The sequence below is a fragment of the Streptomyces composti genome (assembly GCF_012034205.1).
GTDB classification, from domain to species: domain Bacteria; phylum Actinomycetota; class Actinomycetes; order Streptomycetales; family Streptomycetaceae; genus Streptomyces; species Streptomyces composti.
The window spans coordinates 126,390-138,154 of sequence record NZ_JAATEM010000002.1; the positions used below are offsets into that span (position 1 = coordinate 126,390).

Below are 11,765 nucleotides of genomic sequence, written 5' to 3' on the forward strand. Positions count from 1 at the left end.
ACGTTGGTCGGAAGCTGAACCGGAACCGACCGATCGGAGCCCTCGGTGCCCTTCGCGCGACTGGCCACGGCAACCACCCCCACCTGCCACATCGGTCTCGGCCTCGCCGCCGTCGGCCGCCCCGGCTACATCAATCTGGGGCGCGACCGGGATCTCGGCGAGGAGCGGACCGTCGAGGCCCTGCGCGCCCGCACCCATGAACTCCTCGACGCCGCCTACGCGCAGGGCGTCCGCTACATCGACGCCGCCCGCTCCTACGGCCGAGCCGAGGAGTTCCTCGCCGGCTGGCTCGCCGCCAACCCCGGCATCGACGACGTCGTCATCGGCAGCAAATGGGGCTACACCTACACCGCCGACTGGTCCACCGACGCCGAGCACCACGAGATCAAGGACCACTCCCTCGCCACCTACGAACGCCAGCGTGCCGAGACCGACGCGCTGCTCGGCGAGCGGCTCGACCTCTACCAGATCCACTCGGTGACTCCGGACAGCCCCGCCCTCACCGACAAGAAGCTGCACGCCAGGCTCGCCGAGGCGGCGGCCGGCGGCCTGACCCCCGGCATCTCCACCAGCGGCCCGGCCCAGGCCGACGCGATCCGCGCCGCGCTCGCCGTCGAGGCCGACGGCAAGCCGCTGTTCCGCACCGTCCAGGCGACGTACAACCTGCTGGAGACCTCCGCCGAGCCGGCCCTGGCCGAGGCTCACGACGCCGGGCTCACCGTCATCGTCAAGGAGGGCATGGCCAACGGCCGCCTGGCCGGCCCGCACGCCCCGCGTCTCCTGCGCGACGTCGCCGCCGAGACCGGCCTGGACTGCGACGCCGTCGCCCTCGCCTGGATCCTCCGCCGGCCCTGGGCGGCAGTCGTGCTCTCCGGAGCCGCCACCGTCGTCCAGCTCACCTCCAACCTGCACGCCCCGGCCGTCGACCTCACCGACGAGCAGCTGGACCGCCTCGGCACGCTGACCGAGGACCCGCACTCCTACTGGCAGCACCGCGGCAGCCTGCCCTGGCACTGAGCCGCGCCCGGCACGCGTGCCATCCGCCCCGGCACCGAGCCGCGCCCGGCACGCGTGCCATCCGCCCCGGCACCGAGCCATCTCTCGCGCCCGCACCCGTCTCTGAGACGTGCACCCCCCGAGTGAGACATGAATATCTCACATGGTCTATTCTCGTCTCATGGCTGTCGATCGTGACCATGTGCTGCGCAGCGCCGCGGCCCTGCTGACCCGGAAATCCACCGCGACCATGGACGAGGTCGCCAGGGCCGCCGGGATCAGCCGCGCCACCCTGCACCGGCACTTCGCCGGACGCGACGCGCTCGTCCGGGCGCTGGAGGCCCTGGGCATCGCCGAGTGCGAGGCCGCCCTGGAGGCCGCCCGCCCGGAGGAGGGCCCCGCCGAGGACGCCGTGCGGCGCCTGGTCGCCGCGGTCGAACCGCAGGCCGGCCTGCTCGCCTTCCTCTACAGCGAGAACCAGCTGTTCGAGGGCGAGGAGCAGAACGAGGGCTGGACCAGGATCGACGAGCGCATCGCCGACCTGTTCCGGCGCGGCCAGGAGAGCGGCGAGTTCCGCATCGACCTCACCCCGGCCTGGCTGACCGAGGCGCTCTACGGCCTGCTCGCCTCCGCCGCCTGGGCGGTGGCCGAGGGCCGCGTGGCCCCCAAGGACTTCACCCGCATGGTCGTGGAGCTGCTGCTCGGCGGCACCCGACGCCGGACCGGCAGCGCACCGCGCGAGCACCAGAGGAACGAATCATGACCAGCACCCTGCAACCGGCCGGCAGCACCGAGGCGGTGAAGCGGCCAGGACGGTGGCTCGCGCTCGGCGTGCTGGTGCTCGCCGTGCTGCTGGTGGCCGTGGACGCGACCGTCCTCGGACTCGCCACCCCGTACATCAGCGAGGACCTCGAGCCCACCGGCACCCAGCTGCTGTGGATCGGGGACGTCTACTCCTTCGTGATCGCCGGTCTGCTGGTCTCCATGGGCAGCCTCGGCGACCGCATCGGCCGCAAGCGCATCCTGCTCCTCGGCGCCACCGCGTTCGGCGCGATATCCGTGCTGAACGCCTACGCCACCACCCCCGAGCTGATGATCGTGGCGCGTGCCCTGCTCGGTGTCGCCGGCGCCACGCTGATGCCGGCCACGCTCGCCCTGATCCGCAACCTCTTCCACGACCCGCGCGAGCGCAGCCTCGCCGTGGGCATCTGGGGCGCGGCCGCCTCCGCCGGTACCGCGATGGGCCCGATCCTGGGCGGCTTCCTGCTGGAGCACTTCTGGTGGGGCTCGGTCTTCCTGATCAACCTGCCGGTGATGGCCGTCCTGGTCCTCGTCGGCGTCAGGATGCTGCCCGAGTCCAGGAACCCCAGCCCCGGCCCCTGGGACCTGGTCAGTGTGGCGCTGTCACTGCTCGGCATGGTCGGTCTCGTCTACGCGGTGAAGGAGGCCGCGGCCCACGGCGTCACCTGGACCACCGCGGCCGCCGGCCTGCTCGGCGCCGCCGCCCTGTACGGCTTCGTGCGCCGCCAGCTCACGCTCCCCGTGCCCCTGCTGGACATGCGGCTCTTCCGCCACCGCGGGTTCAGCGGAGCGGTGCTGGCGGACCTGCTGACCATCCTCGGCCTGTCCGGCCTGGTGTTCTTCCTCTCCCAGTACCTGCAACTCGTCCAGGGGCGGCGCCCCTTCGAGGCCGGCCTGGCCGAACTGCCCGCCGCCCTCGGCGCGGTGGCCGCCGGCCTGCTCGCGGGCCGGGCCGCCCGCCGCTTCTCGGTGCGCTCGGTGGTCTCCGGCGGTCTCGCCGCGATCGGCCTCGCCCTGGCCGCGCTGACCGTCATCGGCCAGTCCACCGGCTACCCCCTGCTCGGAACGGCACTGCTGGTCGTCGGCCTGGGCGCCGGCTTCTCCTTCACGGTCACCGCCGACGTGATCCTCTCCAGCGTGCCCAAGGACCAGGCGGGCGCGGCCTCCGCCGTCTCCGAGACCGCCTACGAACTCGGCGCCGCCCTCGGCATCGCCGTCCTCGGCTCCATCGTGACCGGCGTCTACCGCGACTTCACCGGCCCCGCGGGCACCCCGCCCGCCGCCCGGGAATCCCTGGGCGGCGCCGTGGAAGCGGCCACGCGGATGCCCGCGGACACCGCGGTCCCCATGCTGGAAGCGGCCCGCCAGTCCTTCGTCGACGGCCTCACCCTCGCGGCGGGCGCCGGCGCGGCGGTCCTCCTCGCCGCCTCCGCCGCGGCCTGGCACATGCTCCGCGACGAACGCCTGCAGACCCACCCCTGAGGGCCCGCCTCCGAGGTCCGGGGCCGCGCAGCTCCCTCAGACACGCGAAGGAATCACGCACGTGGGCCGTGCCGATCCGGCCCGGAACCGGACCGCCGGCTCGGCTCACCGGAGTCTCAGGCCGCCTGCTTGGCCTTGCTCGCGTACATGTCCACGTACTCCTGCCCGGACAACCGCATCACCTCGGCCATCACCGAATCGGTGACCGCGCGCAGCACGTACCGGTCCCGGTCCATCCCCTCGTACCGGGAGAACTCCATCGCCTCACCGAAACGGACCGTCACCCGGCCCGGCCGGGGCAGTCCCCGCCCGCCCGGCTGCAGCTTGTCCGTCCCGATCATCGCGAACGGCACCACCGGCGCTCCCGTCATCAGCGTCAGCCGCGCGATGCCGGTACGCCCCCGGTACAGGCGCCCGTCGGGCGACCGCGTGCCCTCCGGGTAGATCCCGAAGATCTTGCCCTCCTCGAGCACCCGCCGCCCGGTCATCAGCGCCGCGACACCGCCCCGGCCGCCGTCGCGGTCGACCGGGATCATGCCGACGCCGGTGAAGAACCAGGCCATCAGCCGGCCCTTCAGACCCTTGCCGGTGACGTACTCGTCCTTGCCGATGAAGAAGACCTGCCGGTCGCAGACGAGCGGGAGGACCATCGAGTCGATGAAGGTCAGGTGGTTGCCGGCCAGGATGACCGGACCTTCGGCCGGGATGTGCTCCGCGCCCTCCACCTTGGGGCGGAACATCAGGCGCATGATCGGGCCGAGCACTGCCTTGATGAGCGCGAAGCGGGACAACGGGCCCTCCGGTGGGAAGCGGACGTCGATGGATGCCGTATTGAGTCTGTGCAGGTGAGGACATTACTCGCGGCCCAGCCGGTTGCGCACATCGGGCTCCCGGGCTTAACCGAGGTCTTACTCACTGTTGACGCGGGTTCACCTGCGGCCGCCCGCCGCGCCGGCCGTGCGACAAGTCCGTCACGCTGTGACGGAACTCGCTCGGATCCGCGTACCGGACGCCTGCCCCGAACCGTCCGGCCGAATCCGACGCAACGTCACATCCCGGCGGAATACGACGGGCCTACGACGGACGCAGGACACGCGACACCACCCGTGTGTTCGTCCGAAGGTCTCCCGATCGTCATCCGCACACACCTACGATCGGCCCGCACTGGATCAGCCGACGGCAGGAGGCGCTCATGAGAACGCGGGACAGCCGGGAGACCGAGCGGACGGGGGAGCGGGACGAGCGGGCGGGCGGCACCGGACGCCGGGCGCTCCTCGGCGCGGCGGTGCTCGCGGCCGGTGGTGCGGCCCTCGGACTGGGCGGCACCGCATCCGCCGCCGAGTCCGGCCGCGGCGGCGGGCGAGGCGGCCTGAAGAGTCTCCCCGTCCCCACGATCATCGGCCACCGGGGGGCCAGCGGCTACCGGCCCGAGCACACCCTCGGCGCCTATCAGCTCGCCCTCGACATGGGAGCGGACATCGTGGAGGCCGGTGACCTGGTCCCCACCAGGGACGGGCATCTGGTCTGCCGGCACGAGCCGGAGATCGGCGGTACCACCGACGTCGCCGACCACCCCGAGTTCGCCGGCCGCAGGACCACCAAGACCCTGGACGGGGTCCCGGTGACCGGATGGTTCACCGAGGACTTCACCCTCGCCGAGCTCAAGCGGCTGCGCGCGGTCGAACGCATCCCGCAGAACCGGCCGCACAACACCCTCTACAACGGCCGCTGGGAGATCCCCACCTTCGAGGAGGTGCTGCGCTGGCAGGACGAGCAGAGCCGCAGGCGCGGCCGGCCGGTGTGGATCTACCCGGAGCTGAAGCACCCCACCTACTTCCGCAAGCTGGGCCTCGGCCTGGAGGAGCGGGTCGCCAAGGTGCTGCGCAGGCACCGCAAGGACGGCCGGAACGCCCCGGTGATCCTGCAGTCCTTCGAGCCCACCAGCATCCAGCGGCTGAACGGGCTCGTGGACAACCCGCTCGTGGTGCTGCTGGACGCCGCGGACAGCAGGCCCTGGGACTTCGTCGAGTCCGGCGACCCGCGCACCGTCGCCGACCTCATCACCCGCGAGGGCCTGAAGGAGATCGCCTCCTACGCCCAGGGGATCGGCCCCACCCTCGACCTGATCATCCCGCGCGACGCGAACGGCCGGCTGACCGAGCCGACCACCCTGGTCCGCGACGCCCACCGTGCCGGGCTGATCCTGCACCCCTACACCCTGCGCAACGAGAACCCCTTCCTGCCCGCCGACTTCCGCAAGGGCACCGACCCCGACGCCTACGGCGACGTCTTCGGCGCCTACCGCACCTACTTCGCCACCGGCATCGACGGGGTCTTCACCGACCAGCCCGACACGGGGCTGCTCGCCCGGGAGGACTTCGCCGGACACTGAGGGTCAACGACCGGGAGTGCCGCCCCCCCCATGGGGTGATATCCGGCCGCCGCGGGCAACTGCGCCCGCGGCGGCCGCGTCCTCGGGCACATGACGCACGAGCTGGTCACCGCGCTGGGTCCGCTGCTCACCGCGGAGGCCTCCGCCGAGGCGTACGCGGCCGGGACCGAACCCGCCGATCTGGAGCAGGCGGTCTGGCTCCGCCTCCTGGAACGCCTCGACGCCGAGGACCCGCCCCGCGATCCGCCCGGCTGGCTGCGCCGGGCGGTCCGCGCCGAGGCCCGCCGCAGCAGGCGGGCGGCGCGCCACGAGACACCGCTCATCCGGGACCCCGCGGCCGATGCCCGGCACGACCCCGAGCTGCTCGCCCTGGCCGCGGCCCGCCGCCGCGTGCTGCGCGACGCGGTGCGCCGGCTGCCCGGCCGCTGCCCGAGGCTGATGGAGGCCCTGCTGTCACCCGACGACCCGACATACCGGGAAATCGCGGGGGAGTTGGGTATCTCACAGGGCAGTCTCGGCCCGGAACGTTCCAGATGCCTGGGATGTCTGCGTCGTTTGCTCACACCGGAGGTTGCGGCCCGCTGAGGACGGGGATAGGAGTGAGGGACGACAGGTGATCAGGTGAGCGGGAGGCGTGCGCACATGGGCATGAGCGTGACCATCTCTGCGGCGGCCGAGCAGGACGCGGAGCAGATCTTCAGGTTGCAGTACCTCTGCTTCCAGAGCGAGGCGGCGCTCTACGGCAACTACCGCATCGCCCCGCTGGTCCAGTCCCTGGACTCGGTCCGCCAGGAGGTCGCCGAGGACTGCGTCTTCGTCGCCCGCCTCGGGGACGAGGTGGTCGGCTCGGTCCGCGGCAGGATCACCGAGGACGGCACCGCCGCCATCGGCAAGCTCTGTGTCCACCCGCGTCTGCAGGGGCACGGCATCGGCGCCCGGCTGCTCAGGGCGGCAGAGGCGGCGCTCGCCGAGGAGCGCGGCGCGAAGACCTTCCGCCTGGAGGCCGGCCACCGCAGCGAGGGCAACCTCCGCCTCTACAGCAAGGTCGGCTACCAGCGGGTGGGCACCTCGAAGGGCTCCGACGGCGTCCCGATGATCGTCCTGGAGAAGAAGGCGGAGTCCTACGCGACCACCGCCTGACCCGGCAGCGGCCGCCGATGTGACCTCCCGTCAGCGGGAGCCGTCCGCGGCCGGCCGCCCGGAACGGACCCCGGCCGCCTGACCCGGGTCAGGCGGTCTGCCGGTCCCGTGCCCTGCGCAGCCAGTAGATGGCGGACACCGGCAGCAGCACCGGGATGAACAGGTACCCCATCCCGTAGTCCGACCAGACCGTCGCGTCGGGGAAGGCGGACGGGTCCACCAGCGTCCACGTCCCGACCGTGAGCACACCCGCCAGTTCCGCCGCGCAGCACACCAGCGCGGCCCGCCGGGCCGTCTCCCCGCCCCGCACCAGGGTGTAGGTGATGAACCCGTACACCACACCGGCCAGCGCGGACAGCGAGTAGGCGAGCGGCGCCCGGTCGAACTCCGTGGCGATCTGGTACGCCGAGCGCGACACGGCCCCGACGACCATCACGCCGTACAGCCACACCAGGAGCAGCCCGGGGCCGCCGGTCAGCCGCTTCGCGGGCACCTCAGCCTCCCCAGATGTCATACAGGCGCACCTCCAGCACCGCCAGCACCACACCGCTGGCGGCCACCGTCACCGATCCCCAGCGCGTGCGTTCGGCCAGCGACATGAACGCGGCCGCCGGCACACAGGCCAGCGAGCCCACCAGGTAGGCCACGAAGATGGTGGTGCCCTGCTCCGGCTTCTCGCCCCGGGCCAGCTGCACGATCCCGACGACCAGCTGCACCAGCGCCAGCAGGGTCACCACGGCCATGCCGATGAAGTGCCAGTCCTTCGTCGGCTGATCGCGGTACGCGGCCCAGCCGCACCAGGCGGCCAGCAGCAGCGCGGCGACGCCGGTCACCAGCGTCAGGACATCAAGCATGGCAGTGACCTTATTACGTCCGGAATCCGTGCCTGCCGCCCGCCCCTGCCGCCGTGGCCTTGACCACACGCGGCGCGGCGGACACCGGTCCGTCCTCGGTCCCGTCACCTCCTCGCGGCCCTGTCCGCGCTGGTCGCCGGGGCGGTTGTGCGGCGACTCGGCCGGGCCGCCGAGGGTGTCCACGGGTGTCCAGCATCCGGACACGCATGTCCGGTCAGCAGCAGACGTCTGCTTTACTGATCGCATGACCACGACGAGCGACCGCATCCCTGCGACCGAGGCGACGATGACGCCCGGTGCTCGTTGTCTGTGCCCGCGCCGAATGTGCGCCTTCTAGAGGGCCCCTGCACCAGCTGAGCCTCGCGCCCCGAAGCGAGAGCCCGCTCATGTCCGCCCGCGTGTCCCGCATGCGCGACTGAGCCACGCCCCGCGCGCCACGCCTCCCCGCCCCGGCCGGTTCTCAGCCGTGCCCGCGGCGGCGGCACCGCGCCCGGCTGCCTTCGACCCTGATCGCCACGTGCCCGGCGCCCGACGAGCGCCGCGCACACGACAGTGACGGAAACCCACGTGATCACCACCTCGGGCCTGACCAAGGTCTACCGCTCGCGCGGCCGCGAGGTCACCGCCCTGGACGGCGTCGACCTCCACGTCCGCGAAGGCGAGGTCTACGGCGTCATCGGCCAGTCCGGCGCCGGCAAGTCCTCCCTCATCCGCTGCATCAACCTGCTGGAGCGCCCCACCTCTGGCACCGTGACCGTCGCCGGGGAGGACCTCACCGCCCTGGCCGGGCGCGGTCCCCGGGCCGGCCGGGAGCTGCGGCGGGCGCGCAGCCGGATCGGCATGGTCTTCCAGCACTTCAACCTGCTGTCGTCGCGGACCGTGCAGGACAACGTCGAGCTGCCCCTCGAGATCCTCGGCAAGTCGGGGAAGGAACGTTCCGCCAAGGCGCTGGAGCTGCTCGACCTGGTCGGCCTCGCCGACAAGGCCAAGGCCTACCCGGCCCAGCTCTCCGGCGGCCAGAAGCAGCGCGTCGGCATCGCCCGCGCCCTGGCCGGCGACCCCAAGGTGCTGCTCTCCGACGAGGCCACCAGCGCCCTGGACCCGGAGACCACCCGGTCCATCCTGCAGCTGCTGCGCGACCTCAACCGGCAGCTGGGCCTCACCGTCCTGCTCATCACGCACGAGATGGACGTGGTGAAGTCGATCTGCGACTCCGCCGCGCTCATGGAGCGGGGCCGGATCGTCGAGTCCGGCACCGTCAGCGACCTGCTGGCCACCCCCGGCTCCCAGCTGGCCGCCGCGCTCTTCCCGGTCGGCGGCGACGCCTCCGCCGAGGACCGCACGGTCATCGACGTCACCTTCCACGGCGAGAGCGCCACCCAGCCGGTGATCTCCCAGCTCTCCCGCACCTACAACATCGACATATCGATTCTCGGTGCCGCCATCGACACCGTCGGCGGCCTCCAGATCGGCCGGATGCGCATCGAGCTGCCCGGCCGCTACGAGGACAACGTCGTGCCGATCGGCTTCCTGCGGGAGAAGGGCCTGCAGATCGACGTCCTGGACCGGGAGCCCGCCGCCCCCGGGTCCGCGCCGGTGCCGAAGGAACCCGAGACCGCTCTGGTGAAGGAAGGTGCCCGGCTGTGACCTGGAACGAGATGCAGCCCCTGCTGTCCCAGGCCTGTTGGGACACCCTCTACATGGTCGGCTGGTCCACCGTCATCGCCGTCGTCGGCGGCCTGCCGCTCGGCATCCTGCTCGTCCTCACCGAGCGCGGCGGCCTGCTGCAGAACGTGGTGGCCAACAAGGTCATCGGGCAGATCGTGAACATCGCCCGCTCGATGCCGTTCATCATCCTGATGGTCGCCCTGATGGGCTTCACCCGCTGGGTGACCGGGACGACCATCGGCCGCGACGCCGCCATCGTGCCGCTCGCCATCGGCGCCATCCCGTTCTTCGCGCGCCTGGTCGAGACGGCCGTCCGGGAAGTGGACGGCGGGCTCGTCGAGGCCGTGCAGTCGATGGGCGGCAACACCTGGACCGTCGTCCGCAAGGTGCTCGTGCCCGAGGCCCTGCCCTCCCTCATCGCCAGCACCACGACCACCGTCGTCGCGCTCATCGGCTACACCGCCATGGCCGGCACGGTCGGCGCCGGCGGACTCGGCGACATCGCCATCCGCTACGGCTACCAGCGCTTCGAGACCGACCTGATGTGGATCACCGTCGCGATCCTCGCCGTGGTGATCTCCCTCATCCAGTTCGCCGGCGACCTCGCCGCCCGCTCCCTGCACCGCCGCGGCAACCGGTCCGGCGCGGCACCGAGGCTGCGCCTGCTGAAGGCGTCCGCCCCCACCACCGGGACCGTTCAGACCACCACCGAATGACCGTCCAGGTCGCTCAGGAAACGCCCCGCCACACCACCGGCCGGGGTCGCACCACCAAAGGAAAGGCACTTTTCGTGCGTAACACCGCCAAGATCACCACCGCCGTCCTCGCCGCCGGAGCCCTCACCCTCGGGCTCTCCGCCTGCGGCTCGGAGAAGAGCACGGGCACCGGCGCCGCCGACACCGGGGCCCCGCTGACCGTCGCCGCCACCCCCACCCCGCAGGGCGAGATCCTCACCTACGTCAAGGAGAACCTCGCCGAGAAGGCCGGCCTCGACCTCGAGGTCAAGGAGTTCACCGACTACGTGACCCCGAACACGGCCGTTCAGCAGGGCGAGGTGGACGCCAACTACTTCCAGCACCAGCCGTACCTGGACGACTTCAACAAGAAGAACGGCACCGAGATCGTCGCCGTGCCCGGCGCCACCGTGCACCTGGAGCCGCTCGGCGTCTACGCCAAGGGCGTCAAGAAGCTCGCCGACCTGAGCAAGGGCGCCACCGTCGCCCTGCCCAACGACACCACCAACGAGGCCCGCGCGCTGAAGCTGCTGGAGGCCAACGGCGTGCTCGAGCTCAAGAAGGGCGCCGGTTACGACGCCACCCCCAAGGACATCGCCGCCAACCCCAGGAACCTCACGTTCAAGGAGCTGGAGGCCGCCCAGCTGCCGCGCTCCCTCGGCGACGTCGACGCCGCCGTGATCAACGGCAACTACGCCCTGGAGGCCGGCCTCAGCCCCGCCGAGGACGCGATCGCCGCCGAATCGCCCGAGGGCAACCCCTACGGCAACTTCCTCGCCGTGAAGAAGGGCGACGAGAACGACCCGCGCGTCAAGAAGCTCGCGAAGCTGCTCACCTCCCCCGAGGTGAAGAAGTTCATCGAGAAGAAGTACGCCGGGTCCGTGGTCGCCGCGTTCTGAGTCCCCGGCACCCGATGGCCACCCACGGGGTCCACTCCGCCACACGGAGTGGGCCCCGCGGTGCGATTCAGTGCTTTCATGCTGCATGCTGGGCAGTTCAGCAGCACCCGACGGACACGAAGGCTACGGAGCGGCGCATGACGAGCACCTTCCCCAACATCTCCATCAGCACGGAGCGGTTGGTGCTGCGTCCCCTCGACGAGGATGACATCCCGGCCCTGGCCGAGATGATGAACGACGAGCAGGTCGCCGCCTGGACCGACGTCCCCCAGCCCTACACCGAGGACCTCGCCCGCACCTGGATCACCGAGCTCGCCCCCGGCAAGCGGGAGAACGGACACGGCCTCGACCTCGCCGTCACCGAGTTCCTCACCCAGCGCCTGGTCGGCGTCGTCCAGCTCGCCAAGACCGACTGGCACGTGCGATCGACCGAGATGTCCTATGTCATCGCACCCTGGGCCCGCGGCGAGGGATACGCCTCAGAGGCCGCGCTCGCCGCCGCCCAGTGGCTCTTCGGCGACCAGAAGTTCGAACGGATCGAGCTGCGCACCGCCGCCGACAACACCGCGGGCCAGCAGGTGGCCCAGAAGATCGGCTGCATCAGCGAAGGCGTCCTGCGCGGCGCCTGCATAGCGCATGTGCGCGCCGACGACGGCACCTGGACCGACGTACGCACCGACTACATCGTGTGGAGCCTGCTCCCCGAGGACATCGAGGGCACCGACGGACCGCTCGCCGACACCGGCCAGTTCAGCGTCTACCCCGACTGGAACTGATCCCTCGCCGGACACCGGTGCGG

The 11,765-nt window shown here is 71.7% G+C and carries 13 protein-coding genes; 10 read left to right on the top strand and 3 right to left on the bottom strand.

The features are described from left to right. The first annotated feature begins 45 nt into the window (after positions 1–45). The 3 genes from HCJ93_RS02235 (at position 46) to HCJ93_RS02245 (ending at position 3,279) form a co-directional block, all read left to right on the top strand. Entirely contained in the window at positions 46–1,017 is a 972-nt protein-coding gene (locus tag HCJ93_RS02235) for an aldo/keto reductase (protein WP_167990576.1), read from the top strand. 160 nt (positions 1,018–1,177) lie between these two features. After that, positions 1,178–1,759 carry a TetR/AcrR family transcriptional regulator gene (locus HCJ93_RS02240; RefSeq protein WP_206316707.1) on the top strand — a complete coding sequence of 194 codons (582 nt, stop codon included), beginning with the start codon at positions 1,178–1,180 and terminating at the stop codon, positions 1,757–1,759. Further along, on the top strand, positions 1,756–3,279 hold the full coding sequence (locus HCJ93_RS02245) for an MFS transporter (RefSeq protein WP_167990578.1): 1,524 nt from the start codon (positions 1,756–1,758) through the stop codon (positions 3,277–3,279). Before HCJ93_RS02240 ends, HCJ93_RS02245 begins: the two co-directional genes overlap by 4 nt. Positions 3,280–3,395: 116 nt before the next feature. Here HCJ93_RS02245 and HCJ93_RS02250 read toward each other — a convergent pair whose 3' ends face one another. Further along, positions 3,396–4,070 (bottom strand): lysophospholipid acyltransferase family protein, encoded by a 675-nt coding sequence (locus tag HCJ93_RS02250; RefSeq protein WP_167990580.1) that lies wholly within the window; start codon positions 4,068–4,070, stop codon positions 3,396–3,398. Positions 4,071–4,471: 401 nt separating this feature from the next. Here HCJ93_RS02250 and HCJ93_RS02255 point away from each other — a divergent pair, with 401 nt between their 5' ends. From HCJ93_RS02255 to HCJ93_RS02265, 3 genes are all read left to right on the top strand, one after another. Next, the gene (locus HCJ93_RS02255) at positions 4,472–5,671 is read left to right on the top strand and encodes a glycerophosphodiester phosphodiesterase (RefSeq protein ID WP_167990581.1); all 1,200 of its coding nucleotides are present in this window, start codon (positions 4,472–4,474) and stop codon (positions 5,669–5,671) included. Between the two features lie 90 nt (positions 5,672–5,761). Next, on the top strand, positions 5,762–6,256 hold the full coding sequence (locus HCJ93_RS02260; protein WP_167990583.1) for a sigma-70 family RNA polymerase sigma factor: 495 nt from the start codon (positions 5,762–5,764) through the stop codon (positions 6,254–6,256). Between the two features lie 57 nt (positions 6,257–6,313). Beyond that, the gene (locus HCJ93_RS02265) at positions 6,314–6,811 is read left to right on the top strand and encodes a GNAT family N-acetyltransferase (RefSeq protein ID WP_167990833.1); all 498 of its coding nucleotides are present in this window, start codon (positions 6,314–6,316) and stop codon (positions 6,809–6,811) included. An 88-nt stretch (positions 6,812–6,899) separates the two neighbouring features. Here the strand turns inward: HCJ93_RS02265 and HCJ93_RS02270 are convergent, their stop codons facing one another. Together HCJ93_RS02270 and HCJ93_RS02275 are read right to left on the bottom strand one after the other, a co-directional pair. Then, entirely contained in the window at positions 6,900–7,325 is a 426-nt protein-coding gene (locus HCJ93_RS02270) for a hypothetical protein (protein WP_167990585.1), read from the bottom strand. Further along, positions 7,306–7,665, bottom strand: coding sequence for a hypothetical protein (locus HCJ93_RS02275; RefSeq protein ID WP_167990587.1), 360 nt, complete (start codon positions 7,663–7,665; stop codon positions 7,306–7,308). The genes HCJ93_RS02270 and HCJ93_RS02275 overlap by 20 nt, the downstream gene beginning before the upstream one ends. 567 nt (positions 7,666–8,232) lie before the next feature. Between HCJ93_RS02275 and HCJ93_RS02280 the strand changes: the two genes are divergently transcribed. From HCJ93_RS02280 to HCJ93_RS02295, 4 genes are all read left to right on the top strand, one after another. Then, the gene (locus HCJ93_RS02280) at positions 8,233–9,312 is read left to right on the top strand and encodes a methionine ABC transporter ATP-binding protein (RefSeq protein ID WP_167990589.1); all 1,080 of its coding nucleotides are present in this window, start codon (positions 8,233–8,235) and stop codon (positions 9,310–9,312) included. After that, entirely contained in the window at positions 9,309–10,049 is a 741-nt protein-coding gene (locus HCJ93_RS02285) for a methionine ABC transporter permease (protein WP_167990591.1), read from the top strand. The genes HCJ93_RS02280 and HCJ93_RS02285 overlap by 4 nt, the downstream gene beginning before the upstream one ends. Positions 10,050–10,123: 74 nt before the next feature. Beyond that, entirely contained in the window at positions 10,124–10,966 is an 843-nt protein-coding gene (locus tag HCJ93_RS02290; RefSeq protein ID WP_167990594.1) for a MetQ/NlpA family ABC transporter substrate-binding protein, read from the top strand. A gap of 137 nt (positions 10,967–11,103) precedes the next feature. Then, the gene (locus HCJ93_RS02295; RefSeq protein WP_167990595.1) at positions 11,104–11,742 is read left to right on the top strand and encodes a GNAT family N-acetyltransferase; all 639 of its coding nucleotides are present in this window, start codon (positions 11,104–11,106) and stop codon (positions 11,740–11,742) included. Positions 11,743–11,765 lie beyond the last annotated feature (23 nt).